25 protein-coding genes are annotated in these 23723 nt (G+C 72.5%); 8 read left to right on the forward strand and 17 right to left on the reverse strand.

Annotated elements, in window-relative coordinates; translation table 11 throughout:
- The 5 genes from MQN93_RS00950 to MQN93_RS00970 form a co-directional block, all read right to left on the reverse strand.
- A complete protein-coding gene (locus MQN93_RS00950; RefSeq protein ID WP_242707878.1) occupies positions 1-1659 on the reverse strand; it encodes an alpha/beta hydrolase in 1659 nt (552 codons plus the stop codon).
- A gap of 97 nt (positions 1660-1756) precedes the next feature.
- Positions 1757-2557: a TIGR04222 domain-containing membrane protein gene (locus MQN93_RS00955; protein ID WP_016432059.1), complete on the reverse strand. Its 801-nt coding sequence runs from the start codon at positions 2555-2557 to the stop codon at positions 1757-1759.
- A gap of 107 nt (positions 2558-2664) precedes the next feature.
- Positions 2665-3438: a DUF4142 domain-containing protein gene (locus MQN93_RS00960; RefSeq protein ID WP_242707879.1), complete on the reverse strand. Its 774-nt coding sequence runs from the start codon at positions 3436-3438 to the stop codon at positions 2665-2667.
- A 58-nt stretch (positions 3439-3496) separates the two neighbouring features.
- Positions 3497-4804 carry an MbnB/TglH/ChrH family RiPP precursor modification enzyme gene (locus MQN93_RS00965; protein ID WP_242707880.1) on the reverse strand — a complete coding sequence of 436 codons (1308 nt, stop codon included), beginning with the start codon at positions 4802-4804 and terminating at the stop codon, positions 3497-3499.
- A 236-nt stretch (positions 4805-5040) separates the two neighbouring features.
- Positions 5041-5757, reverse strand: coding sequence for an aminoacyl-tRNA hydrolase (locus MQN93_RS00970; protein WP_242707881.1), 717 nt, complete (start codon positions 5755-5757; stop codon positions 5041-5043).
- Positions 5758-5808: 51 nt separating this feature from the next.
- Here MQN93_RS00970 and MQN93_RS00975 point away from each other — a divergent pair, with 51 nt between their 5' ends.
- Together MQN93_RS00975 and MQN93_RS00980 are read left to right on the forward strand one after the other, a co-directional pair.
- The gene (locus MQN93_RS00975; protein ID WP_242707882.1) at positions 5809-6672 is read left to right on the forward strand and encodes an ABC transporter ATP-binding protein; all 864 of its coding nucleotides are present in this window, start codon (positions 5809-5811) and stop codon (positions 6670-6672) included.
- A complete protein-coding gene (locus MQN93_RS00980) occupies positions 6669-7340 on the forward strand; it encodes an ABC transporter (protein ID WP_242707883.1) in 672 nt (223 codons plus the stop codon). Before MQN93_RS00975 ends, MQN93_RS00980 begins: the two co-directional genes overlap by 4 nt.
- Before the next feature lie 510 nt (positions 7341-7850).
- Here MQN93_RS00980 and MQN93_RS00985 read toward each other — a convergent pair.
- The 10 genes from MQN93_RS00985 to zapE all read right to left on the reverse strand — a co-directional run bounded on the left by MQN93_RS00985 (position 7851) and on the right by zapE (position 16484).
- Positions 7851-8039: a hypothetical protein gene (locus tag MQN93_RS00985; RefSeq protein WP_016432053.1), complete on the reverse strand. Its 189-nt coding sequence runs from the start codon at positions 8037-8039 to the stop codon at positions 7851-7853.
- Positions 8040-8057: 18 nt separating this feature from the next.
- A complete protein-coding gene (locus MQN93_RS00990) occupies positions 8058-8912 on the reverse strand; it encodes a polysaccharide deacetylase family protein (protein WP_242707884.1) in 855 nt (284 codons plus the stop codon).
- 85 nt (positions 8913-8997) lie between these two features.
- Entirely contained in the window at positions 8998-9849 is an 852-nt protein-coding gene (locus tag MQN93_RS00995) for a PPK2 family polyphosphate kinase (protein ID WP_242707885.1), read from the reverse strand.
- A 27-nt stretch (positions 9850-9876) separates the two neighbouring features.
- The gene (locus tag MQN93_RS01000; RefSeq protein ID WP_242707886.1) at positions 9877-10428 is read right to left on the reverse strand and encodes a YbhB/YbcL family Raf kinase inhibitor-like protein; all 552 of its coding nucleotides are present in this window, start codon (positions 10426-10428) and stop codon (positions 9877-9879) included.
- A 33-nt stretch (positions 10429-10461) separates the two neighbouring features.
- Entirely contained in the window at positions 10462-11829 is a 1368-nt protein-coding gene (locus tag MQN93_RS01005; protein WP_016432049.1) for a PhoX family protein, read from the reverse strand.
- A gap of 93 nt (positions 11830-11922) precedes the next feature.
- Complete coding sequence (locus MQN93_RS01010; protein WP_016432048.1) at positions 11923-12741, reverse strand: slipin family protein; 819 nt, start codon at positions 12739-12741, stop codon at positions 11923-11925.
- 120 nt (positions 12742-12861) lie between these two features.
- A complete protein-coding gene (locus MQN93_RS01015; protein ID WP_242707887.1) occupies positions 12862-14367 on the reverse strand; it encodes a SulP family inorganic anion transporter in 1506 nt (501 codons plus the stop codon).
- Positions 14368-14375: 8 nt separating this feature from the next.
- Complete coding sequence (locus tag MQN93_RS01020) at positions 14376-14954, reverse strand: carbonic anhydrase (RefSeq protein WP_016432046.1); 579 nt, start codon at positions 14952-14954, stop codon at positions 14376-14378.
- 77 nt (positions 14955-15031) lie between these two features.
- Positions 15032-15181 carry a hypothetical protein gene (locus tag MQN93_RS01025; protein WP_016432045.1) on the reverse strand — a complete coding sequence of 50 codons (150 nt, stop codon included), beginning with the start codon at positions 15179-15181 and terminating at the stop codon, positions 15032-15034.
- A 187-nt stretch (positions 15182-15368) separates the two neighbouring features.
- Positions 15369-16484: a cell division protein ZapE gene (zapE, locus tag MQN93_RS01030; protein WP_242707888.1), complete on the reverse strand. Its 1116-nt coding sequence runs from the start codon at positions 16482-16484 to the stop codon at positions 15369-15371.
- Between the two features lie 37 nt (positions 16485-16521).
- Here zapE and MQN93_RS01035 point away from each other — a divergent pair, with 37 nt between their 5' ends.
- The 4 genes from MQN93_RS01035 (at position 16522) to msrB (ending at position 19807) form a co-directional block, all read left to right on the forward strand.
- Entirely contained in the window at positions 16522-17307 is a 786-nt protein-coding gene (locus tag MQN93_RS01035; protein ID WP_242707889.1) for a pyrimidine reductase family protein, read from the forward strand.
- A 133-nt stretch (positions 17308-17440) separates the two neighbouring features.
- On the forward strand, positions 17441-17914 hold the full coding sequence (locus MQN93_RS01040) for a hypothetical protein (RefSeq protein ID WP_016432042.1): 474 nt from the start codon (positions 17441-17443) through the stop codon (positions 17912-17914).
- 83 nt (positions 17915-17997) lie between these two features.
- Positions 17998-19386, forward strand: a complete 1389-nt coding sequence (murC, locus tag MQN93_RS01045; protein WP_242707890.1) for a UDP-N-acetylmuramate--L-alanine ligase — start codon at positions 17998-18000, stop codon at positions 19384-19386.
- Between the two features lie 13 nt (positions 19387-19399).
- Complete coding sequence (gene msrB, locus MQN93_RS01050; protein ID WP_016432040.1) at positions 19400-19807, forward strand: peptide-methionine (R)-S-oxide reductase MsrB; 408 nt, start codon at positions 19400-19402, stop codon at positions 19805-19807.
- A gap of 40 nt (positions 19808-19847) precedes the next feature.
- Here the strand turns inward: msrB and MQN93_RS01055 are convergent, their stop codons facing one another.
- Together MQN93_RS01055 and MQN93_RS01060 are read right to left on the reverse strand one after the other, a co-directional pair.
- The gene (locus tag MQN93_RS01055; protein ID WP_242707891.1) at positions 19848-20987 is read right to left on the reverse strand and encodes a sensor histidine kinase; all 1140 of its coding nucleotides are present in this window, start codon (positions 20985-20987) and stop codon (positions 19848-19850) included.
- Positions 20984-21652 (reverse strand): response regulator, encoded by a 669-nt coding sequence (locus MQN93_RS01060; protein ID WP_016432038.1) that lies wholly within the window; start codon positions 21650-21652, stop codon positions 20984-20986. The genes MQN93_RS01055 and MQN93_RS01060 overlap by 4 nt, the downstream gene beginning before the upstream one ends.
- Before the next feature lie 213 nt (positions 21653-21865).
- On the opposite strand from MQN93_RS01060, the gene MQN93_RS01065 reads away from it, so the two are divergent.
- Both MQN93_RS01065 and MQN93_RS01070 read left to right on the forward strand, forming a co-directional pair.
- On the forward strand, positions 21866-23113 hold the full coding sequence (locus tag MQN93_RS01065; protein WP_242707892.1) for a DUF418 domain-containing protein: 1248 nt from the start codon (positions 21866-21868) through the stop codon (positions 23111-23113).
- A 106-nt stretch (positions 23114-23219) separates the two neighbouring features.
- Positions 23220-23717 (forward strand): hypothetical protein, encoded by a 498-nt coding sequence (locus MQN93_RS01070; protein ID WP_016432036.1) that lies wholly within the window; start codon positions 23220-23222, stop codon positions 23715-23717.
- Positions 23718-23723 lie beyond the last annotated feature (6 nt).

Raw genomic sequence — 23723 nt, forward strand, 5'->3', positions numbered from 1 at the left:
TCAGCCCCGGGCGGCCTTGCCCTTCAGGGACTCCTTCAGGGCGGCCCGCTGGGCACGGTCGGCCTGCGGCTTCGGCTTGGGCTCCGCGTGTGGGGCGCAGGATGCGTCCTGGTGAGGGGTGCGGCCCTGCAGGAGGTAGGCGTCGAGGTAGCCGTTGACGCACTTGTTCGGGCCGCCGGCGATGCCGTGCGTGCCGGCGTCCCGCTCGGTCACCAGCACCGAGCCGGACAGCCGGCGGTGCATCTCCAGGGCGCCCTCGTACGGCGTCGCCGCGTCCCGCTCGGCGGCCAGGATCAGCGTCGGCGGCAGCTGACCGGGCGCGGTCCGCACGTCGAGCGGCTGCTGACGGGACGTCGGCCAGTAGGCGCACGGCAGGTTCATCCACACGTTGTCCCAGGTCTCGAACGGCGCCACGCGCGAGAGCCGGGTGTTGTCCCGGTCCCAGACCGTGAAGTCCGTCGGCCAGGGCGCGTCGTTGCACTCGACGGCCGTGTACACCGCGTTGGAGTTCTCCGCCTCGGCCGCAGCCTCCGTGGCCGGCCCCGCCTGCTCGATCAGCGGCTTCGCATCGCCCTTGAGATACGCCGACAGCGCCTGCGCACGCGTCGGCCAGTAGTCGTCGTAGTACCCCGCCGACAGGAACGCGGCCTGCAGCTCCGCGGGACCCACCTTGCCGCCCGCCGGCTCCGCCGCGAGCTGGGCGCTCGCCTTGGCGTAGCTGTGCTGGACCGCGGCCACCGTCCTGCCCAGGCCGTACACGTCGTGGTGCCGGGCGATCCACTTGCGGAAGTCCGTCCAGCGGCTCTCGAACGCCGCCGACTGGTCGAGGTTGTTGCGGTACCAGATCTGCTCCGGCGTCGGGTCCACCGCCGAGTCGAACACCATCCGCCGTACGTGCGAGGGGAACAGGGTCGCGTAGAGCGCCCCGAAGTAGGTGCCGTACGACGCCCCCATGAACGTCAGCTTCCGCTCGCCCAGCGCCGCCCTGATGACGTCCAGGTCACGCGCGTTGTTGAGGGAGTTGAAGTGCTTGAGCCCGCTGCCGGACCGCTTGGCGCAGCCCTGGGCGTAGGCCTTCGCCTGGGCGATGCGCTCCTTCTTGTACGACTCCGAGGGGTGCGTGGGCGCCTGTGACGGCGCCTTGAAGAAGCGCCCCGGGTCCTCGCAGGACAGGGGAGCGGAGCGGCCGACTCCGCGCGGGGAGTAGCCGATCAGGTCGTAGGCCGCCGCGATGCGCTTCCACTCCGGGAGCAGGCCGACGAGCGGGAAGTACCGGCCGTCGCCGCCCGGCCCGCCGGGGTTGTAGACCAGGGCGCCCTGGCGGCGCACGTGGCGCTTGCTGTTGTGCGGATCCTTGTGCGTGGCCGCGACCTTGGTGACCGTCAGCTTGATCTGCTTGCCGCTGGGGTGCGCGTAGTCCAGCGGGACGGACACCGTGCCGCACTGCATCGCCCCCGGCATGTCCTTGACGTCGGCGCACTTGCCGAAGGCGATGCCGGTGGCCGCGGCCCGCGCGGCGGCCGCCGCCGTGCCCTGCTGCTCGGCCCCGCCGAGGGCGGCCGGCGCGGCCGGTGCCGCCGGTGCGCTGCCGGCCGGGGCCAGGGCCAGGGCCGTCAGGAGCAAGGACCCGGCGACCGAGTGGAGGGCGGCAGCTCTCATGACGTATCCCTTCGAGGCATGGCAGCGACAAAAGGGATGTTTCGTACGGTGTATGGAGAACGCAAGCACCGACCCGGCGGTTCGGCGCCAATGCCCCCTATGCGCCCCCGATGTGCGGTTCACGCCACGGCCGGCCGCGATGCGACAGGGCCGCGCGCAGGTCGGGTTCGCCGATCGCGCGCACGCCCCGTACGGCGACGGTGGTGAGGTACGTACGGTCGTCACCGCCCGCCGTGCGCCGGGTGAGGGCCCCGAGCAGCCGCTGCCCCGCCGGTGAGGCCCAGCGCGAGTACGGGTGGACCTCGACCCGGGCGATGGCCAGACAGCTCAGCGTCAGCGCGAGCGGGAGCGCGAACCACAGGGCGACCAGGCCGCGCGACATGTCCGGCTGGGCGGGCACCAGCAGGGCGACCGCGCCCAGCACGAGCACCGCCACCGAGGCGAGTTGCACTTGGCGCACCGCGGCGGCGACCGTGGTCCGGGCGCCGGCGGGCACCGCCAGACCGGCGTCCACCAGCCGGTCGGCGAGACCGGAGACGGCGTCGGCGGAGGCGGTGGCGTCGCGCACCGGGGCGATGCGGCTCTGTCCCCCGGGCCCGATGGCCCCGATGACGGAGCGCTCCATGTCGTCCCGGCCGCGTGGGTCGACCACGGTCGCCCAGCCGGTGTGGGCGAGCAGCAGCCGACGCTGACGGGCCATGGAGACCATGGTCAGATCGGCGACCCGGTGGGGTCCGCCGGACAGGAAAGCGGCCTCGTACAGGGTCAGCTCATGACGCCGGGCCGACCCGTGGTCGTCCGCGTCGGCCGCCGCGGCGCGTACGGCGGCCAGGCACAGTCGTGTGCAGGCGATGCCGGCGGTGGCCCAGGCCAGCAGCAGGAGAAGGACCCAGAACATGCCGCGTTTCTATGCCAGATGCCCGGTGGAACGCCATGCCCTGTTCACCATCCGGGACGGAGCGTTGTCCGTATGTGACGTTCCGTTTGAAGGGGAACGGGCGGCGGCTACCGCGGTGGCGGGCTGGTGGCGGCCGGCGGCAGCGGATAGGTCGGGGACGGGGAGCCCGTGAGCGGGGTCGCCGGGCTCGGGTCCGCGGTCGGGCCGGGCGGGGCGGGGGAGCTGGTCAGCGGGGGCGTGCTCGCCATGGCCATGTCCCGGGCCAGCGCGTCCCAGTCGACGTATCCCGTGGCCTCCAGGACCTTGATGTGGTCGAGCACGGTGGTGTTCGCGTCGTCCGCGAGCGCACGCACCAGCGAGTTGCGGGTGGTGGCACGGACCTCGGCGACGACCGAGAACACCTTGCCGTGCGACAGCCGCGTGATGTTGACGAAGTCGCGGTCGTAGTCCGTGCCGCGGGCGGCGTTCAGGGTGGAGAGCCACTGCCTCTGCTGGGCGTTGGGCTCGTTGGGCAGCTGGAGGCCGAGCTTGGCGGCGACGTCGCGCACCCGCTGGTCCAGGAAGGTGTGCCCCACGACGAGGTGCTCGCCCGCCGTGCGGACGGCCTGCGTGGTGCCCTTCTGCTCGGCCTCCTGCCCGGCGGGCAGCTCCCACAGCCCGGCCAGCCGCACCTTCGTGACGAAGTCCCGGTCGAGCGCGGACAGCGGTCCGTACCGCGTCGGCACGCTCCCGGCGTTCAGCGTGCTGACGCCGGTCCCCGAACGGTCCGCGTACGACCAGATCGGAAAGACCAGCGCGATCAGCGTGGCCAGCAGACCGATGACGATGATGCCGGTGCCGCTGAGGATGCCTCGTCCCTCAAGAGGTGGTCGCGGTCGCATGGTGCCTCCTGTACGGCACCGCATATTACTGCGGGGTTCGACCGCCCCTCCGGCCCGGTCAGCGGTGCAGCAGGACCCGCCGGGCCGCCCTCGCCGCACGCACCGCGGGCCGCTGCGACCGCGGCACAGGCCCCGACCGCTCCAGCCACCACGCCCTGAGCTCCCGCCGGACGGCGCCCTCCGCGAGATGTCCGTCGAGCAGCAGATGCGCGGCGAAGTCCAGGGCGTCCCGGCGGTAGCCGCCCGTCATCGGGTGCCCGTGGGCGTACGCGAGGAAGCCGGGCCGGTACGCCTCGCCGAGGATCTGTGGCAGTTCGGGCGCGACCTTGGCGACCACGTCCGCGCGCTTCCCGGCGAGCGCCCGCGCCTGCACCCCCAGCCGCACCCGGTCGAACCCCTCCGGCACGGGCGTCCCGGCGACGAGCGCGGACAGCAGAGCGGCCTGGGCGAGTCCGAGGCGCTGACGGGCGGCGTCGGTGGCCGCGGAGGGGGTGGCCAGGGTGTCGTGGCCGGTGGGCGTCGCGGCCTCGGCCCGCACGGCCGCGCCCTTCTCCACGGCGAGGCGGATCGCCGTCAACTCGCCCTCCAGCTCCGCCGGTTCGGGGAAGTTCTCGTCCCGCTCCAGCAGCACGCCCGGCGGTGCGACGCGTGAGGCGAGGTCGGTCAGGATGTCCAGGACCGGCCGCGGCACCGGGTGGGCGTGGCTGTCGTGCCAGACGCCGTCGCGCTCGAAGCCGCCCGCGACATGGACGTACGCGATGGCCTCCAGCGGCAGCTCGGCCAGCGCCTTGGCCGGGTCCTCGCCGCGGTTGACGTGGTTGGTGTGCAGATTGGCGACGTCGATCAGGAGCCGTACGCCCGTCCGGTCGGCGAGCTCGTACAGGAACTGCCCCTCCGTCATCTCCTCGCCCGGCCAGGAGATCAGTGCGGCGATGTTCTCGACGGCGAGCGGCACCGGCAGGGCGTCCTGCGCGATGCGGACGTTCTCGCACAGCACGTCGAGGGCGTCCCGGGTGCGCGGCACGGGCAGCAGATGCCCGGCCTCCAGGAGCGGGGAGGCGGTCAGCGGGCCGCCCGCCCGTACGAACGCGATGTGCTCGGTGACCAGCGGCGAGCCCAGCGCCTCGGCCCGCTCGGCCAGCGCGGCGAGCCGCCCGGCGTCCGGGCGGTCCGCGCCGCCGAGGCCCAGCGAGACGCCGTGCGGGACCACGGTGACGCCGCGGGCGCGCAAACGCTGCAGCGAGTCGGGGAGGTGGCCCGGGCACACGTTCTCGGACACGGCCTCGACCCAGTCGATGCCCGGCATGCGCTCCACGGCGTCCGCGATCTCCGGCCGCCATCCGATGCCCGTTCCCAGTCGCTCCATGGTGTTTCCCCCTCCTCGGCCGTGTCCCGGCGTCCGGCCGTGTCCCGATGTGCGGCCGTGTCCCGATGTCCGGCCGTGTCCCGACACCCGGCTGCGTCTCGATCCGGTGATCGTCCTCGGCGATGCGTCTCCTTCGGTACGTCAGCGTCGACGTGACGGAGGTATGGCCCCGCCGCCGGGAGCCGAATCCCGACCCGCGCACCTTCAGAGCAAGATTTGAGGTTGTTCGAGGTTGTTCAGCGCAGCGCCGGGTGATCGGCCACCACCGTGCACGAGCCGGGGGCGATCTCCGTGAAGCCCGCGTCGCGCACCAACGGCAGCCCGGCCAAGGTCAGTTCGTCCCAGTGGGCCGGGTCGGCGGTGCGCACGGCGAGGGCGAAGCCGGTCTCGCGCCAGGCCGTGCGCTCCTCGTCCGACAGCTCCCACCAGGCCAGTTGGGCGGCGTGGCCCGCCTGTGCCATCGCCTTGCCCGCGGACATGTCCAGACCGGGGTTGAGCCACAGGACGGGAAGCGTGCCATCCGGGCGGGCCGGGGGCTCCGGGTCGTCGAGATCGGTGCCGGACACCTGCAGCTTGACCAGGTCCTTGGGCCAGCCGTCGAGCGGAACCGGCGGGAACACCCGCACCTCGGCCGTCTTCCCGCTCACCGTGATGCCGGGCAGCGCCTCGGCCCGCCGCCACTCCGCGCCGCGGGCACGCCGCACCACCTTGCGGATCCGGGCGTCCTGCCAGTCCCGCACCGCCTCGGCCCACTCGCCGTCCCCGAGGGACCGCTCGTCGCTGAGCATCACCAGTACGGCACGGGCGGCGGTCTCCAGCGCGTCGGTGCGCGCAGGTGGCGCGGTCTTCTCGATGCGTACGACGAGGGGGAGTACGAACTGGGGTGCCTGGTCGCGCTCGCTGGGCTCGGAGCGGAAGGGGCTGTCGGCGGAGGACGTCACATCATGGCTCACATCGGTCAACCCTAAGGGCGTGGGACAGTGCTTCTTTGCGAGGATGCCTGCATGCGAAGCGATCTGCGGCTGGACGGCGTCGGCCGCCGCTACGGCCTGCGCGGCCCCTGGGTCCTGCGCGGGGTCCACCTCGCGGTGACGCCGGGGACGCTGACCCGCGTCGAAGGAGCGAACGGCACCGGAAAGTCGACACTGCTGCGGCTGCTCGCCGGCATCGACGCCCCCACCGAGGGGCGTGTCATCGGCCGCCCCCGCACCGCCTACGTCCCCGAACGCTTCCCGGCGGCGCTCCCCTTCACCGCGCACGGCTATCTCACCCACCTCGGCGCCGTCCACGGCCTGTCCCGCACCGCCGCCGCCCGCGCCGCGGAGGAGTGGCTGGAGCGTTTCGGCGCGGCCGGGTACGCCCGCACCCCGATGGCCCGGCTCTCCAAGGGCAGCAGCCAGAAGGTCGCCGTGGCGCAGGCGCTGCTCGCCGAGCCGGAGCTGCTCGTCCTCGACGAGGCCTGGACGGGCCTGGACGCCGCGGCCCGCGCGGAGCTCGAACGGGCCGTGGCCGAGCGCACCGCCGGGGGCGGGGCCGTGGTGTTCGTGGACCACGATCCGCGGCGCCTCGCGGGGGCGCCGTACACCATGTACACCGTGCGCGACGGCGCGCTGGAGAGGCGTACGTCTGCTGCCTCCGTACCGGACGACGGCCCGCTGGTCGTGATCGAGGCGCACGGCCCGCAGGGCGCGCAGCCGCCCGCCGGCGCACTGGGCGCGCTCTTCTCGGCCGAGGAGCACGCGCCGGGGCGTCACCGCCTCACCGTCCCCGCGTCCCACTCGGACGTCGTGCTGCACGCCCTGCTGACGGCCCGGCCGCCGTGGCACGTGGCGGGCGTGCACCCCCTCGACAAGGACAGCCACCGATGATCGCCCTCCTGCGCTACCAGGCCGCCCTCCTCCTGCGCTCGCAGCGCTGGCTGCCGCCGGTCATCCTGTACGCGGCCTTCCTCGGCATCGGCGTCCAGGGCGGGCAGCCGGTGCTCGACTCGCTCGGCTACGCGGCCGCGGCGCTGCTGCCCGTCGCCGCCTGGCTGGTGCGGATCTGCGTGACCGTCGAACCGCCCGCGGCACGCGCGTGCGTGGCCGCCGCGTCCGGGCCCGGCCGAACGCATCTGGCCCGGCTCCTGGTGGCGTTGACGGCCGCTACGGCGCTCGGTACGGCCGCGACCCTCCTCGTGACGCTGATCAGCGACCCGACGACCACCGACCACCACACGCGCGTACCCCTGCTCCCCGCTGCCGCGGCCGGCCTCCTCGCCACCCTGGCCTGCGCCCTGCTGGGCACAGCCGTCGGCGCCCTCACCAACTGGCCCGTACTACGCACCCCCGGCCGCGCCGTCCCCACCATGCTCCTCGCCGCCCTCCTCTCAGCGGTGGCCACAGGCTCCCCGGCCCAGGCAGCAGTCAGCGGCCTGGTCACGGGCTCACAGTCGGGCAAGGTCCCCGCCCCCCTACTACCCCTGTCCGCAGCCACCGCCCTAGCGGCAGCGGCAACAGCGACGGCGTGCACCCTGTCGTCCCGACGTTCGACCTGACCGGGCAACCAGCCCGAGGTGCCGGGCCCGCGCTGCTGCCGGTGGTGGGTTCGGGATCCACCGGCCCAGGCGCCTTTGCCGCCGCTCCCGTCGGCCGCGGCAGCCGTCCTGGCGGTGCCGGCGACCGCGGTGGCCTGCACGCTCCCGTCCTGGCGCGCGGCTTGAGCAGCCGCTCGCCCGAGTCGCCGTCCTGTTGCCGCGCTGCTGTCGCTGCGGCGACTCGCCCAGGCGCCGGTCAGCGGCCTGGTAGCGGGCTCGCGGTGGGGCAGCGTACCTGTGCCCTCTCCGGCCGGCCGCGGCAACCGTGCTCGCTGCGGCGCGCTGTTGTCCCGCCGCTCGACCTGACGGGCCGTTCGGCCCGAGCCGGCGGTGCGCCGTGCCTCCCGCTACTCGTACACCGCGCACATGGTGATCCCCGGAAGTCCGTGTGCCTCTGCTCCGGTCGGCCGCGGCGGTGGTGCCAGCGGTGGGGTGCGCGCTGTCGTCACGCCGCTCGGCCCGATCGGTCGATCAGCCGGAGCAGGCTGTGCGTTGGGCCTCCTGCCACTCGCAGACCGGGCACAACGTGATGCCCTTGTACGACTCCGGGTATTCGGTCGGTTTGCGGCACAGGACGCAGTCGGCGTAGGGCGGGCCGTCGGCCTTGGGGGGCCTGGTGGCGTCGATCAGGCAGTAGGTGTCGTCGCTGTCGTCGCTCATGTCTTCAGGGTAAGGCGGTCAGCGGTGTCCGCTCGTGGCGCCGATCAGCTGGGACACCTTCACGAACCGGAAGCCCTGTGCGCGCAGCTCGGGCACGATCGTGCGGAGGGCCCGCTCGGTGACCGGGGCCGCGCTGCGGGTGCAGTGCATGACGACGACCGAGCCCGGCCGCACCCCGTCCAGCACCTGCCGGGCCACCGCGTCCGCGTCCGTCGCGAACGCGTCCCCGCTCACCACGTCCCACTGCACGGCGGTGGCGCCGGTCGGAGCCAGCGCCTTGAGCGCCTGCCGGTCGTAACACCCGCCCGGGAAGCGGAAGTACGGCATCGCGTTCGGCACTCCCGCCCGGCGCAGTGCGGTGTACGCCCGCTCCACGTCCGGGCGCAGCCGGTCCACGGAGAGGGTCGGCAGGCCGTAGCAGCTCCCGGTGAAGGCGTAGTGGCTGTAGGAGTGGTTGGCCACTTCGAAGAGCGGATCGCGGCCGATGGAGCGTGCCTGTCGCGGATACTCCTCGGCCCATCGCCCGGTCATGAACACGGTCGCCGGCACCTTCAGCCGCCGCAGCGTCGCGATCAGCTGCGGATTGTCGAACCGCTCGCCCGCCTCGGCCCGCGGCCCCTCGTCGGCGGTCATGTCGGCGTCGAAGGTGAGCGCGACGGTCCTGCCCCGCGTGCGCGGGCCGTGCTCGAAGACGCGGGCGAGCCCGGCGGGGCCGGGAGCGAGGGTGGGCGGCCGGGACGGCGCGGCGGAGGAGGCGGAGGGCGCCGGGCGGGCGGCGGGGGGCGCGTCGGGCGCGCCGCAGGCGGTGAGCACGGCGCCGGCTGCACAGGCGAGAGCGCAGAGGGCGGCCACGTGGCGTACTTGAATGATCACCGCATGAACATAACGGTGCAAAACGGGCAATCAGCGGACCGGCACGCTCACCCAGACCCGGCACGCTCACCCAGGACCGGCCCGCTCACTCCCCGAGCAGCCGCCGCCGACACTCCTCCACGTCGTAGCCCGGCTTCGGGTACTGCGGATCCAGGGCCCGCATATGTTCCAGGAGCAGCCGTCCCACCGCCCAGTTCCGGTACCACTTGCGGTCGGCCGGGATCAGATACCAGGGGGCGTGCGGGGCGTTGCAGCGGCTCAGAGCGATCTCGTACGCCCTCTGGTACGCGGGCCACAGCGCGCGGTCGTCGATGTCGTCGGGGCTGAACTTCCACTGCTTGTCGGTGCGGTCGAGGCGCCGCAGCAGACGGCGGCGCTGCTCCTCGTAGGAGATGTGCAGGAAGCACTTGACGAGGGTGACCCGGTCGTCGGCCAGGCGCTGCTCGAAGCGGTTGATCTCGTCGTAGCGGCGCTCGATTTCCTCGGGCGGGGCGAGTTCGCGGACGCGGACGGCGAGGACGTCCTCGTAGTGGGAGCGGTCGAAGGTGCCGATCTCGCCGGCCCGGGGGACCTCCTTCTCGATGCGCCACAGGAAGTGGTGCTCCCGCTCCTCGGCCGTGGGCGCCTTGAACGCCTTGGTGTGGGTGCCGTACGGGTGGAGCATCCCGATGACGTGCTTGACGGTGCCGCCCTTGCCGCTGGTGTCCATGCCCTGCAGCACCAGCAGCACCCGGCGCGGGTCACCGGCGGTGCTCGACGCCCACAGCCGGTCCTGGAGGCCCGCGAGCTCCTCGCCCATGTCGGCCGTGGCGGCCAGGCCCGCCTTCTTGTCCCGTGGGCCGCCGGGCTTCGCCCCCGCGTCGTACGCCGACAGATCGACGCCGCCGGCGGGCACGCGCAGCAGCTTGCGCAGAGGGGTCTTGCCTTGCTCGGGCACGGGTTCTTCCCCTTCGTCGGCGGTGGGTCAGCGGCCGTAGCGTCCGGTCAGGGAGCCGTAGGCGAGGGCGTGGCCCTTCAGCGCCTGCTTCAGGTCGTCGGCCGAGGCGTCGGAGGGCAGACGGAGGGCGCGGTCGACGGCGTAACCGGAGAAGACGTAGTGGTGCGGCTTGCCCTGGGGCGGGCAGGGGCCCGAATAGCCGTTCTTGGTGAAGCCGTTGCGTCCCTGGGCGGCGTCCCGCGGCACCTGCCCGGCCGGCCAGCGGGTCTGCGACGGGTCCGCGTCGTACACCACCCAGTGCGTGAAGGGGCCGCGCGGGGCGTCGGGATCCTCGACCAGGACCGCGAGGCTCTTCGTGCCGGACGGCACCTTGGAGAAGGACAGCGGGGGCGAGATGTTCTCGCCGTCGCAGGTGTGGCGGCGCGGGATCGTGCCGCCGTCGGCGAACGCCGAGCTGGACAGGGTGAGCCGCTCGGAGGCGCCGAATGCGGGGGCCGACGAGTCGTCGCCGTCGTCCCCGCACCCGGAGGCGAGCCCCACTGCCGCCGCGAGGGCGACGATCACGAGCCTGCGCTGCATGGACGGAACGCTAGTCGCGCCGCTGTGCCGCCGCTACCTGCGCCAGGGCCCCGTGACGGCGAACGTCGTGCCCGGCGTGTAGCAGTTGACGTACATCGTGCGTCCGTCGGGGGAGAAGGTGACCCCGGCGAACTCGCCCCACTCCGGGGCGTCCGGTGTGCCGATGTTCTGTCTTCCGCGGGCCATCGCGTAGACCTCGCCGTGCCGGGTGACGCCGAAGACGTGCTGGGCGCCGTTGCCGTCCTCGCAGACCATCAGGCCGCCGCCGGCCGCGAGGCAGATGTTGTCCGGCGACTCGCCGGGCAGCTGTACGTCGGTGTCCGGGCCGAAGACGATCACCAGGGTCAGCCGGCGCGCGGCGGGGTCGTAGCGCCAGATCTGGCCGAAGTGGTCGGCCGCCGAGCCCTCGGCGCTGTGCGCGAACGACGACACGAAGTACACGCACCGCCCGCCCCAGTAGCAGCCCTCCAGCTTCTGCGCGTGTGTGATGCCCTTGGGTCCGAAGTCCTGCAGCCGCACGGGGGTCTCGGCGGCCAGCGGGTCCGGTACGTCCACCCACTCGATGCGGTCGAAGGTCGTGCCGGTCTCCTGCACGGTGGACAGATCGGGTACGCCCGGTACGCGCATCGCCTGCAGCCGGCCGCCCGCGCGCAGTGAACCGACGCCGCCCTTCGGCTTGTTCGGCAGGAAGCGGTAGAACAGGCCGAAGGGCTTGAGGAAGGCGTCCTCGGTCTCGTAGACGACCCCGTGTCTCGGGTCGATCGCGATCGCCTCGTGCTGGAAGCGGCCCATCGCGGTCAGCGGTACGGCGCCGGTGCGGTGCGGGTCGGCCGGGTCGACCTCGAAGATGAAGCCGTGGTCCTTGGTGTAACCGCTGGTGCCGGCCTTGTCCTCGGTCTCCTCGCAGGTCAGCCAGGTGCCCCACGGGGTGGGCCCGCCCGCGCAGTTGACGGCCGTACCGGCGATGGCGACCCGCTCCGACAGGACGTTGTTGTGCCCGTCGAGCGTCAGCGCCGTACAACCGCCCTTGCCCTGCGGGTCGTAGGTGAGGCCGGCGACGGTCGGGACGGCGTGCGTCGCCGTGGGGCGGTTCTCGTGGTTGCGGACCAGATGGACCCGGCCGCGCCCGGCGGGCAGGGCGGTCATGCCGTCGTGGCTGGAGGGGACGGTGCCCTCGCCGGAGCGGAGCTGGTCGCCCTCGCGGGAGAGGACCTTGTAGCGGAAGCCCTTCGGCAGGTCGAGGAGGCCGTCCGGGTCGGGGACGAGGGGGCCGTAGCCGCTGTGGCCGAGGTCCTGCGCGGCGGCGGTTCCGGCGAAGAGTTCGGACAGGGCGCCGGTGAAGGCGATCCCTGCTCCCAGGGCACCGGATCGGGCAAGGATCTGACGTCGTGTCGCAGACATGGGGGTGCAACCTTCCTGCTGGCGGACAGGAACTGTGACCCCGCTGTGTCTATCACCCGCTGCCCGGCTCGGGAACCACGCGCGTAGCTCGTGTCACGGCTCCAGTCGGCGGCCGTCCTCGGCGCGCCCGGGGAGCCGGTCGTCCTGCGGATGCTCCTGCGCCTTCTCCAGGAAGCGCAGCAGCTCCACCGGGAAGGGCAGGACGAGCGTGGAGTTCTTCTCGGCGGCGACCGCCGTCACCGTCTGCAGCAGCCGCAGTTGGAGCGCGGCGGGGGTGTCCGCCATCTGCTGGGCGGCCTCGGCGAGCTTCTTCGAGGCCTGGAGTTCGGCGTCCGCGTTGATGATGCGGGCCCGGCGGTCACGGTCGGCCTCGGCCTGCCGGGCCATCGAGCGCTTCATCGTCTCCGGCAGGGAGACGTCCTTGATCTCGACGCGGTCGATGGTCACGCCCCACTCCACCGCCGGGCTGTCGATCATCAGCTCCAGTCCCTGGTTGAGCTTCTCGCGGTTGGAGAGCAGGTCGTCGAGGTCGCTCTTGCCGATGATCGAGCGCAGGGAGGTCTGCGCCATCTGGGAGACCGCGAACTTGTAGTCCTCGACGTTCACGAGCGCCGCCGCCGCGTCGACGACCTTGAAGTAGACGACGGCGTCCACGCGCACGGTCACGTTGTCGCGGGTGATGCCTTCCTGCGCGGGAATGGGCAGCGTGACGATCTGCATGTTGACCTTGCTCAGCCGGTCCACGAACGGGACGATCATGGTGAAGCCGGGTGATCGCACCTCACCGGCCAGCCGGCCCAGGCGGAACACCACACCGCGCTCGTACTGCTTGACGACCCGCGCCGCGGCCGCGAGGTAGACCACCCCCGCGGAACCGGCTGCCACGACCGCCGTCACCAGCTCGGGAACCATGACGACCCCCTTTGTCAGAGGTCTCGCACCATCAGAGGTCTCGTATGTCTGCTCCTGCAACGATATGCCCGGTCACCGGTCCCGGACCACGACGGGCTCCGGGACCGGTGAGCAGGGTGGCTACGGCTCTGTCGGCCGGGCCTGTTCCGTCGGCGCCGTCACCCGGACCGGCTCGGTGCCGGCCGCGCTGTGCCGCTCGGCCCAGCTCTCCAGTGCGGTGCGGCAGGCGTGGTCCAGGTGGTGCAGCCCGGTCATGTCCAGCTCCACCGGGCGGTCCTGGGGCAGCGCCTCCAGGCTGTCGAGGATCTTCGGCAGCCTGAGGAAGGTCGCATTGCCGAACAGATGGGCCTGGACCGGGCCCGCGCCCTTGTCGACGATCTCCAGCTTGAGGTGCGAGGCCTCCCAGGCGGCCTTGACGACCGAGAGCGCCAGACCGATCAGCACGCCCTCGAACATGCTGACCGCGACGATGCACACGGCCGTCGCCACGAGGATCAGCGCCTCGCCGCGGTGTTCGCGCCACAGCGTCACCAGCCCGCGCAGGGGGATCAGCTTGGCGCCGGAGTACACCAGCACGCCGGCGAGGGCCGGGATCGGGATGTAGGCGAGGCCGCCCGGCAGCAGGGCCGCGAACAGCAGCAGCCATATGCCGTGCAGCACCCGGGACGCCTTCGTGCGCGCGCCCGCCCGGACGTTCGCCGCGCTGCGCACGATCACCGCGGTCATCGGCAGGGCGCCGAGGGCACCGCACAGGGCGTTGCCCGCGCCCTGCGCGACCAGCTCCCTGTCGTACTCGGTGCGCGGGCCGCGGTGCAGCCGGTCCACCGCGGCGGCGCTGAACAGCGACTCGGCGGAGGCGATCAGGGTGAAGGCGACGACGGTGCCGAGCACACCGACGTCCGTCAGGTGACCGAAGGCGCTCGGTGGCGGCGGCTGGACGGAGCCCAGCAGACCGTGCACCTCGACCGTGGCGACCCGCAGCGAGAACACCACCGTGACGAGTGCGGCGAGCCCGACCGCGGCGAGCGGCGCGGGGATCGCGCGCAGCTGCTTCGGCATCCGCGCCCACAGCACCAGCACGGCGATGGTGCCGGCGCCCACGAGGAGCGAGGTGAGCGGCCGGGCGCTGCCCAGGGCGCCGACGAGCGCGCCCGGGAGCCGGACCAGCTTCTCCGGGCCGGACGCGGGCGCCGCCGCGTCCGCCATCGAGTAGAGCTGCCCGGCGATCAGTACGAGTCCGATGCCGGCCAGCATGCCCTCGACGACCGAGACGGAGATGGCCCGGAACCAGCGCCCCAGCTTCAGGACGCCCATCAGGATCTGGAGCAGGCCGGTGGCGAGCACGAGCACGCCGAGGACCGGCAGCCCGAACTCCCGCACGGCCTCCAGGACCAGCACGGTCAGGCCCGCCGCGGGCCCGGAGACCTGCAGGCTGCTGCCGCGCATGAGGCCGGTGACGAGGCCGCCCACGATGCCGGTGACCAGGCCCAGCTCGGCCGGGACACCCGAGGCGACGGCCACGCCCACGCACAGCGGCAGCGCGACCAGGAAGACGACCAGTGAGGCGGCGAAGTCCTGCCGCAGATGGGGGTGCCGCGAAAACGCCGTCCTGAGCATCGTCCTCATCGCGGTGCTCACAGGGCCGTGAAGGCGTCGGTCTGCGGGTCGTGCGCCCGGACGGCGCCGGTGTGGACCTCGTAGAACCAGGCGTGCAGGGCCAGTTGGCCGTCCCCCAGTTTCTTCTCGATGCAGGGGTACGAGCGCAGTCGCAGCAGCTGGGTCAGGACGTGGCCCTGCACGCCCTCGGCGACGGCCGGATCCTGCTGCTCACCCGCCGGGCGCGGGGTGGCGTGGGTGAGCCAGTCCCGCACGGCCGGTACGGCGTTCAGGTCGTCGCCGCGCACCAGGGCGCCGACGGCGCCGCAGTGCGAGTGCCCGCAGACCACGATGTCGCGCACGCCGAGCACCTGGACCGCGTACTCGATGGTGCAGGCCTCGCTCGTGGGGTGCGCGGATGTGTACGGCGGGACGATGTTGCCCGCGGTGCGCAGCTCGAAGAGCTCGCCCGGGCGGGCGCCGGTGATCAGGGCCGGGACGACCCGGGAATCGGAGCAGGTGATGAAGAGCACCTGCGGGGACTGGCCTTCGGCGAGTTTGGCGAACTCCTCAGGGCGCTGTCCGAACAGACGGGCGTTGTCGATGAGGGGCTGCATGGTGTGTGACTCCTCCTGGCGCGCCGCGGGGTGCGCGTCGGTGTGGGCAGGACAGAAGTGGGGGTACTGCTCTGCTGTCAGCGTTCGTTTTCGGGCGCTGCTTTGGCCTCGGCTTGACGGATCGTGTGCGCGGATGCGAAGGGTTCGGCGAGAGCGAAGAACCGGACGGCGGGCAGGGTCGCGGCAAGGAGCGCGAGCGCACTCCGGCCCGCGGCGATGCGGAACATGCGCCCCCTTCCAGGTGCTTCGCGCCGTTCGATCGCACCAAAGGCAGCTCAATCATTGGCCAATGAAAGGTCTGCAGCGAGTCAACGGCTGGTCAAGAAGCAGGTTAACCCGGCGAGGTTCTTTGCAGGGTCAACTTCACGCTGCGAACCCAAGAGAGCCTGAAATGCGCTGCTGGGGTGGCGAGAACTAGTCGCTCTCGGTGAGTCCCTTGGCGTCGCGCGCCAGCGCGGTGAGCCGGGAGATCGCCCGGAAGTACTTCTTGCGGTAGCCGCCGTTCAGCATCTCCTCGCCGAACAGCCGGTCGAAGGGCTGCCCGGAGGCCAGGACCGGCACCTCACGGTCGTAGAGCCGGTCCGCGAGGACGACGAGCCGCAGCGCCGTCGACTGGTCGGGGACGGGCTGCACATCGGTGAGGCAGACGGCGCTCAGTCCGCCGGTCAGCGCGCCGTAGCGGCTGGGGTGGACCTTGGCGAGATGGGCGAGAAGCCGCGGGAAGTCGTCGAGCGAGGCGCCCGGGGTGGCGTACGCCGCCTTGGTGACCTGTTCGTCCGAGAAGGGCGCCGGTGCCTCGGGCAGACCGCGGTGGCGGTAGTCCTCGCCGTCGATGCGCAGGGTGCGGAAGCGGGCGGACAGGCCCTGGATCTCCCGCAGGAAGTCGGCCGCCGCGAACCGGCCCTCGCCGAGCTTGCCGGGGAGGGTGTTGGAGGTGGCGGCGAGCGCCACACCGGCGTCGACCAGCCTGCCCAGCAGCGTGGACACGAGGACCGTGTCGCCCGGGTCGTCGAGCTCGAACTCGTCGATGCACAGCAGCCGGTGGCCGGAGAGGGTCTGCACGGTCTGCTGGAAGCCCAGGGCGCCGACCAGATTGGTCAGTTCGACGAAGGTGCCGAACGCCTTGAGCGCGGGCTCCGCCGGGGTGGCGTGCCACAGGGAGGCGAGCAGATGGGTCTTGCCCACGCCGTAGCCGCCGTCGAGGTAGACGCCGCGCGGACCGGCCGGGGGCTTCGGTGCCCTGGCCCTCCCCAGTCCGAGGAAACCGCGCCCCGCACGCTTCGAGCCGCCCACGGCGTGCGCCCCGCCGAGGCCCGCCGCGAAGTTCTCGAGGACTGCGACGGCCTCGGTCTGGCTCGGCTGGTTCGGGTCGGGTATGTAGGTGCTGAAGCGCACCGAGTCGAAGCGCGGCGGGGGGACCATCTCGGCGACCAGCCGGTCCGCGGGGACGTGCGGCATGCGGTCGCACAGCGACAGCGGCCCCGCGTCGGCTATCGGACTGCGGTCGGTGGCGGAAGGGGAGGACGACACGGTTCACCATGCTAAGCGCCGTGCCACACTGCACGACATGCGACGCCTGTTCCCTGTGACCGATGAGACAGTGCCGAACACGCACGGTGACGGCGAGTGGAGCTTCGCCGAACTCGCCGCGGCCTACGCCTACCCCGAACCGGCCGGCGGCGCGGGGCCCGTGCCCTGGCTGCGGGCGAACATGGTGTCCACGCTGGACGGCGCCGCCCAGCACGACGGCGGCTCGCGGCCCATCTCCAGCGCGGCCGACATGCGGATCTTCGGCACCTTGCGGCAGCTGGCGGACGTCGTGATCGTGGGCGCGGAAACGGTACGGCAGGAGGGGTACCGGCCCGCCCGCGAACGGGCCGACTTCGCGCAGCGGCGCAAGGCGGCCGGGCAGACGGTGGCGCCGGCGATCGCGGTGGTGAGCGCGAGCCTCGACCTGGACCTGTCCTCGTCCCTCTTCGCCGAGCCCCTGGTGCCCACCCTGATCCTCACCGGCGCGGCGGCACCGCCCGACCGCATCGCCGCGGCCGAGAAGGCGGGGCCGCGGGTGGTGATCGCCGGCGACGGCGTCGGAGTCGACCCCGTCCGTCTCGTGCGGGAGCTGGGGGAGCTGGGGCACACCCGGCTGCTGACGGAGGGCGGTCCCCGGCTGCTGGGGCAGTTCGTGGCCGCCGGGGTACTGGACGAGCTGTGCCTGGCCGTGTCCCCGATGCTCACCGCCGGCGACGCGCAGCGTGTCGCCGGCGGTCCCCCGGTCGCGGTCCCGCAGCGCCTCGTCCTCGCGTCGGTCCTGGAGGAGGAGGGGTTTCTCTTCACCCGTTACCGGCGGACCTGATATTCGGTCAGCGGTGCCTTCGGTCCCGAAAACGGCGGAATCAGCCGTTCCGCTTGGTGTCGGGCGGGCACACTGAATTTCGCAGTCCCCGTGACACCACGGGGCAGGATGGTTTCCGCAGAAGGGGCGCCCGGTGTTCACAAGCGTATTGATGATCGAGAAGGCCCTGACGTCCGCAGACGTGGAGTTCGTCACCGGCCTGCACGGGGACGAGGAGGTCTTCTTCCACGTGCTGCTCCAGCCCCGCGGCGATCAGGCGGACCGCCTGCTGCGGGCCATCGACGACGTGGCGCTCGGCGAGCTGGACGAGGCGGCGCGGGAGCGCGAGGTCCCGGAAGGGGACGCCGCGAAGGACTTCGGCACCCGGGCCCTGGAGGTGTCCCTGCAGGCGCTGCGGTCCTCCGGGAGCGAGGCCGAGGGGCGGTTGATCGAGGATCATCCGCTGGACGCGCTCAAGGGGCTGGTGACCGAGGTCGGTGCGGATGAGGTGATCGTGCTCACCGATCCCCACTACGTGGAGGAGTTCTTCCATCGGGACTGGGCGTCGCGTGCGCGGCACAAGGTGGGGGTGCCGGTCTTGAAGCTGTTCTCGCACAGCAAGGCGTGACGGCTTGAGGGAGGTGCGGGCACCCGCCTCGCATAGGGTGGCGGCTGAACGTCCGTCGTACGCAGCACGCACAGGAGAAACGCATGGCACCCGGCCTCCCTCCCGCCATGGATCGACCGCACTTCATCGGCATCGGTGGGGCCGGGATGTCGGGGATCGCGAAGATCCTCGCGCAGCGCGGGGCGAAGGTGGCGGGCAGTGACGCGAAGGAGTCCGCGACCGCCGGCGCGCTGCGGGACCTGGGCGTGACGGTGCACATCGGGCACGCGGCCGCGCACATCGCCGACGACGCGAGCTGTGTCGTCGTGTCGTCGGCGATCCGGGCGGACAACCCGGAGCTGGCCCGGGCGGCCGAGCTCGGCATCCCGGTCGTGCACCGCTCCGACGCCCTGGCCGCGCTGATGGACGGTCTGCGCCCGATCGCGGTCGCCGGCACCCACGGCAAGACCACGACGACCTCGATGCTGGCGGTGTCGCTGAGCACGCTCGGCCTGAAGCCGTCGTACGCGATCGGCGGCGACCTGGACGCGCCCGGCTCCAACGCCCTGCACGGCGAGGGCGAGATCTTCGTCGCCGAGGCGGACGAATCGGACCGCAGCTTCCACAAGTACGCGCCCGAGGTCGCGATCGTCCTCAACGTCGAGCTCGACCACCACGCCAACTACGCCTCGATGGACGAGATCCACGAGTCCTTCGAGACCTTCGCGGGCCGCATCGTCCCCGGCGGCACGCTGGTGGTCAACGCGGACCACGAGGGCGCGCGCGAACTGACGCGGCGGCTGGCGGGTGCGGTGAAGACGGTGACGTACGGCGACGCGCAGGACGCCGACGTACGGGTGCTGTCGGTCGTGCCGCAGGGCCTGAAGAGCGAGGTGACCCTCCTCCTGGAGGGGCAGGAGCTCACCTTCACCGTGTCCGTCCCCGGCCGCCACTACGCGCACAACGCGGTCGCCGCGCTGGCCGCGGGCGTCGCAATGGGTGTCCCGGCCGCCGAACTGGCCCCGGCCCTCGCGGCCTACACGGGGGTCAAGCGCCGGCTGCAGCTGAAGGGGGAGGCGGCCGGGGTCCAGGTGATCGACTCCTACGCCCACCACCCCACGGAGATGACGGCCGACCTGGAGGCGATGCGGGCCGCGGCGGGCGAGTCGCGGATCCTGGTCGTCTTCCAGCCCCATCTGTTCTCCCGCACGCAGGAACTCGGCAAGGAGATGGGCCAGGCACTGGCCCTCGCGGACGCCTCGGTCGTCCTCGACATCTACCCGGCCCGCGAGGACCCGATCCCCGGCGTGACGAGCGAGCTGATCATCGACGCGGCGCGGGCCGCGGGCGCGGACGTGACGCCGGTCAGCGACAAGGCGGAGGTGCCGGCGGTGGTCGCGGGAATGGCGAAGCCCGGTGATCTCGTTCTCACCATGGGCGCGGGCGATGTCACCGATCTCGGACCGCGCATTCTGGACCGACTGACGCAGTAAGGGGCTGAGGCTCATGTCGTACGACGTCGAAAAGCCGGACGAGCAATGGCGCGCGGAGCTGACCCCCTCCGAGTACGCCGTGCTGCGCCAGGCCGCCACCGAGCCCGCCTTCACGGGTGAGTACACCAACACCAAGACCAAGGGCGTCTACTCCTGCCGCGCCTGCGGGGCCGACCTGTTCACCTCGGAGACCAAGTTCGACTCCCACTGCGGCTGGCCGTCCTTCTTCGACCCCAAGGACACCGACGCGGTCGAGCTCATCGAGGACCGCTCGCACGGGATGGTCCGCACCGAGGTGCGGTGCGCCCGCTGCGGGTCGCATCTCGGGCATGTCTTCGAGGGCGAGGGCTACGGCACTCCCACGGACCAGCGGTACTGCATCAACAGCATTTCGCTGCGGCTGACCGAGGACGAGGGCTGACGGGGCCGACGAGGGCTGACGAGGGCTGACGAGGGTGGCGTCATCCGGCGTGTTCCGCTCGGTCGGGGTCCGTACGGGCGTCGGCCGGGAGGGTCAGGCACAGGGTGTGGCCGCCGTCGGGTGTGGGGCCGGAGGTGACGGTTCCGCCGAGCAGGGCGGCGCGTTGGCGCAGGCCGACCAGGCCGTGGTGGGCTCCGGGCAGGCGCAGCGCGGGGCGGGTGGCCGCGGTGTTGGTGACGGTGGCGCGGAGAGTGTCGCCGCGGTGCCGGATGCGGACGGTGGCGGTGGCGCCCGGGGCGTGTTTGCGGACGTTGGTCAGGGCCTCCTGGACGGTCCGGTAGACGGCGCGCTGCAGGGCGGGCGGGAGGCCGTCGGGCAGATCCGTCTCCAGGACGGTCTCTATGCCGCTTGCGTCGATCAGCCGGCGGAGGTCGGTGAGCGAGGGCTGCGGCGTCAGCTCGGTGGGGCGGCTGCCCGAGGCGCGCAGGACGCCCACCATGTGCCGCAGCTCCTCCAGCGTCTGGACGCTGAGCCGGCGGATGGTGGCCGCGGCCGCTCTCGCCTCGGCGTCCGGGCTGCCCACCTGGAGGGCGCCGGCCTGTACGGCGATCAGGCTGACCTGGTGGGAGACGACGTCGTGCATCTCGCGGGCGAGTTGCGCCCGTTCCTTCGCCAACACCGCCTGTGCGGTGAGCAGTTGCTCCTGCTCGCGGGCCTCGGAGATCTGCGCGAGCCGCAGTGACAGCTCACGCCGGGCCTGGACGAGCTGGCCGAGGAAGACGGGTGCGGCGGCGGTGGCGAGGGTGAAGGTGATGTCGACCAGGGTGTAGGTCTCGCCGAGTTCGTCGACCTCCAGGGACGTCCACGGCCAGGGCATGAAGTCGCTCACCGCGAAGGTCAGCGCGCAGACCGCGAGCAGGCCGCGGCGGCGGCTGAGCGAGGAGAGCGTGTACAGCGCGGCCATCGTGGCGAACACCGCGTCGCCGGTCAGGGCGGTGGGGAGGGTGAACGCGAAGGTGAGCAACGGCCGGTGGCGGCGCAGCAGCAGGGCCAGCGCCGCGACCAGGCCGCACACGCGCGGCAGACGGTCCTCGCTGTCGACGTTCGCCCACACGTCGAGCAGCGCGGCCACGACCAGGACCAGGTCCAGCAGCAGGGCGGGCGGACGGCGGGAGCTCATCGCGCGGCTCCGCCCCGGGGCGGCCCGAGCAGGCCCGCGCGCTGGGCGACCAGCGCGGCCTGTACGCGGTTGTCGACGTGCAACTTCTCGAAGACCGCGCTGACATGGCCCTTCACGGTGCCGGTGCTCAGATGGAGCCGGTCGCCTATGTCGGTGTTGGAGCGCCCCTCGGCCATCAGGGCGAGCACGGCACGCTCGCGCTCGCTCAGCCGGGAGACGAGACGCACGGCGTAGGGCTCGCGCAGGCCCTGTCCGAGGAAGCCGTCCACCACGGTGCGGGTGACCTGCGACGACAGTACGGTTCCGCCGTCGGCCAACGTGCGTATCAGATACGGCAGTTGCTCGGGGTCGGTGTCCTTCAGGAGGAAGCCGGCGGCGCCGGAGCGCAGCGCCGCCTCGACGTACTCGTCGGTGTCGAACGTCGTCAGCATGGCGACGACCGGGGGGTCGGGCGTCCTGCGCAGTTCGGCCAGGACCGTCAGTCCGTCCACGTCGGGCATCCGCACGTCGAGCAGGACGACATCGGGACGCAACTCCCCGGCGGCCCGCACCGCCTGACCACCGGGCACCGCCGCCACGGCCCTGATGTCCTCCGCGGCGTCGAGGATATGGGTGAAGCCCGTACGGACCAGGGCCTCGTCGTCGACCACCAGTACACGGATCATGCGCACTCCGCTCCACGGCTGTCCACCGCTCGATGAGTACCAGCCCGACCGCCACCCACCAACGGGTCACGACTCGGCTCCGGTCGGTCGAGGACTGGGACCGGCCGGGCGGTCCTGTGGTTCCGGGCGGTTGTGTGGTTCCGGCCGGTTGGTGGGGGTGCTTCGGACAGTTGTCGGGTGGGCCGTGGGGGGTGGGCCGGGGACGGTGGTGGCATGACTCATGACGCTTCCCCCGCGGCATCGTCGACGGCGTCCCCCGAGTCGCAGGCACGGCCCCCTGCCCCGCGGACGGCCGCGCGATTGGTCGGGGTCGATCTGGCGCGTGGGCTGGCCGTGTTCGGGATGTACTCCGCGCATGTCGGTCCCGACGTCACGGTCGGTGGGCCCGTCGGCTTTCTGCTGGAGACGGCGCGTGGCCGGTCCTCCGCGCTGTTCGCGCTGCTGGCCGGGTTCTCGCTGGTCATCATCACCGGACGCCCCCGGCCCCGGACCGGACGCGCGGGGCGGCAGGCGGTGGTCAGGATCGTGATCCGGGCCGTGGTCCTGCTGCCGCTCGGCTACGCCCTGACCGCCCTGGACACCGAGGTCGACGTGATCCTCAGCTTCTACGGACTGCTCTTCCTCGCGGTCCTCCCGCTGTACCGGCTGCGCGCCTCGACCCTCGCGCTCCTCGCCGCCACCGGCGCCCTCGTCCTGCCCCAACTCCTCTACACCACGAAGTCGATCGAGGAGGGCACCTGGGCCGACGCGGTCGTCGCGCATGATCCGCTGGCCCGGCTCACCGGCACGGACGGCGTGGTGGAGCTGCTGTTCACCGGCGAATACCCGGTCGTGACCTGGGTGCCGTTCCTGCTCGCGGGCATGGCGGTGGCCCGGCTGGACCTCGGCCGGCCCGGCCTCCGCGCCCGGCTCGCCCTGACCGGCGCAGCGCTCGCGGTCCTCGGCTACGGCGGCTCCTGGCTGGCCCTGCACCTCGCCCCGCACGCGCTGACCACCATCGCGTCGGCCACGGACGGCGGTTCGGCGTCGTCGGCGTGGTGGTCCGACGCGGTGGGCGAGCCCTACGACGTCACGCCGCTGTCCTGGCTGCTGGTGGCCGCACCGCACAGCCAGACCACGTTCTCGATCCTCGGCAACACCGGAGTGGCGCTCGCGGTCGTGGCCGGGTGTCTGACGGTCGCCGACCGGGCACCGCGCCTCACCCGCCTCGCCTCACCCGTCTCCGCGGTGGGCAGGATGGCGCTGACCGTCTACGTCCTGCACATCGTCGCCCTCTGGCTCCTGGTCGACGTCCGGTACGTGGCCGTGGTCGACGCCGACACCATGTCCGCGCTGCCCGTGCTGCTGGCCTTCGTAGCGGCGGCGATGCTCCTGGCCACCGTGTGGTCCCACTTCTTCCGGCGCGGTCCCCTGGAGCAGCTGCTGCACCTCGCGACCAGGCCCGCGCGGTACACCCCGTAGCCCACACCCCGCAGCCCCACCCTGTCCGGCAGGCGCGATGGCGACGGCGGACGGACCGCGCGACCCCGCGCGGATGCCGTCGACACCTGCTGGGAGACTGCCGTTCATGAACACCACACCCGAGCAGATAAGCGCCCGCACGGCGGCCGCGTGGACCGCCGCGCTCGCGATCCTCGGGGGAATCACGGGCTACGTGTGGGAGGGTCCGTTCCTCGCCGTCGCCTGCGCCCTGTCCCTGGGTGGCGGCGGTGCTCTGGGTTCCCTCCTGTCCCGCCGCCATATGATCGCGACCGTCCGGGAGAGCCGGGGCAGGGCCGCCGCGCTCGGCTACGCCGACGGCATCGCGGACATGATGATGCTCGGGATCTCGGCGTACAGCGCCGCCGTCTTCCCCCTCTCCGGCCCCGACGCGGTGGACGCCGCCGAGCGCAGGGCGCGCCGCAACGCCGCCTACCACCTCACCGCCGCCGACGGACTGCCCCACGAGGTCCGCGCGGCCGCGGCCACCGCTCTCGCCGCGATCGACGACGGGCACGACCGCGAGACCCGGTCCGCGCTGCAGGACCTGATGAAGGTCGTCCAGCAGCAGCGCCGCGGAGCCTGAGCACTG

Source organism: Streptomyces spinosisporus, assembly GCF_022698145.1.
Classification (GTDB): domain Bacteria; phylum Actinomycetota; class Actinomycetes; order Streptomycetales; family Streptomycetaceae; genus Streptomyces; species Streptomyces spinosisporus.

What these genes read in the sequence shown, in the direction of transcription:
- MQN93_RS00950 (WP_242707878.1), bottom strand. Translation starts at nt 1,659, where the DNA reads ATGAGAGCTGCCGCCCTCCACTCGGTCGCCGGGTCCTTGCTCCTGACG.
- MQN93_RS00955 (WP_016432059.1), bottom strand. Translation starts at nt 2,557, where the DNA reads ATGTTCTGGGTCCTTCTCCTGCTGCTGGCCTGGGCCACCGCCGGCATC.
- MQN93_RS00960 (WP_242707879.1), bottom strand. Translation starts at nt 3,438, where the DNA reads ATGCGACCGCGACCACCTCTTGAGGGACGAGGCATCCTCAGCGGCACC.
- MQN93_RS00965 (WP_242707880.1), bottom strand. Translation starts at nt 4,804, where the DNA reads ATGGAGCGACTGGGAACGGGCATCGGATGGCGGCCGGAGATCGCGGAC.
- MQN93_RS00975 (WP_242707882.1), top strand. Translation starts at nt 5,809, where the DNA reads ATGCGAAGCGATCTGCGGCTGGACGGCGTCGGCCGCCGCTACGGCCTG.
- MQN93_RS00980 (WP_242707883.1), top strand. Translation starts at nt 6,669, where the DNA reads ATGATCGCCCTCCTGCGCTACCAGGCCGCCCTCCTCCTGCGCTCGCAG.
- MQN93_RS00985 (WP_016432053.1), bottom strand. Translation starts at nt 8,039, where the DNA reads ATGAGCGACGACAGCGACGACACCTACTGCCTGATCGACGCCACCAGG.
- MQN93_RS01000 (WP_242707886.1), bottom strand. Translation starts at nt 10,428, where the DNA reads ATGCAGCGCAGGCTCGTGATCGTCGCCCTCGCGGCGGCAGTGGGGCTC.
- MQN93_RS01005 (WP_016432049.1), bottom strand. Translation starts at nt 11,829, where the DNA reads ATGTCTGCGACACGACGTCAGATCCTTGCCCGATCCGGTGCCCTGGGA.
- MQN93_RS01010 (WP_016432048.1), bottom strand. Translation starts at nt 12,741, where the DNA reads ATGGTTCCCGAGCTGGTGACGGCGGTCGTGGCAGCCGGTTCCGCGGGG.
- MQN93_RS01015 (WP_242707887.1), bottom strand. Translation starts at nt 14,367, where the DNA reads ATGAGGACGATGCTCAGGACGGCGTTTTCGCGGCACCCCCATCTGCGG.
- MQN93_RS01020 (WP_016432046.1), bottom strand. Translation starts at nt 14,954, where the DNA reads ATGCAGCCCCTCATCGACAACGCCCGTCTGTTCGGACAGCGCCCTGAG.
- MQN93_RS01025 (WP_016432045.1), bottom strand. Translation starts at nt 15,181, where the DNA reads ATGTTCCGCATCGCCGCGGGCCGGAGTGCGCTCGCGCTCCTTGCCGCG.
- MQN93_RS01035 (WP_242707889.1), top strand. Translation starts at nt 16,522, where the DNA reads ATGCGACGCCTGTTCCCTGTGACCGATGAGACAGTGCCGAACACGCAC.
- murC (WP_242707890.1), top strand. Translation starts at nt 17,998, where the DNA reads ATGGCACCCGGCCTCCCTCCCGCCATGGATCGACCGCACTTCATCGGC.
- msrB (WP_016432040.1), top strand. Translation starts at nt 19,400, where the DNA reads ATGTCGTACGACGTCGAAAAGCCGGACGAGCAATGGCGCGCGGAGCTG.
- MQN93_RS01055 (WP_242707891.1), bottom strand. Translation starts at nt 20,987, where the DNA reads ATGAGCTCCCGCCGTCCGCCCGCCCTGCTGCTGGACCTGGTCCTGGTC.
- MQN93_RS01060 (WP_016432038.1), bottom strand. Translation starts at nt 21,652, where the DNA reads ATGATCCGTGTACTGGTGGTCGACGACGAGGCCCTGGTCCGTACGGGC.
- MQN93_RS01065 (WP_242707892.1), top strand. Translation starts at nt 21,866, where the DNA reads ATGACTCATGACGCTTCCCCCGCGGCATCGTCGACGGCGTCCCCCGAG.
- MQN93_RS01070 (WP_016432036.1), top strand. Translation starts at nt 23,220, where the DNA reads ATGAACACCACACCCGAGCAGATAAGCGCCCGCACGGCGGCCGCGTGG.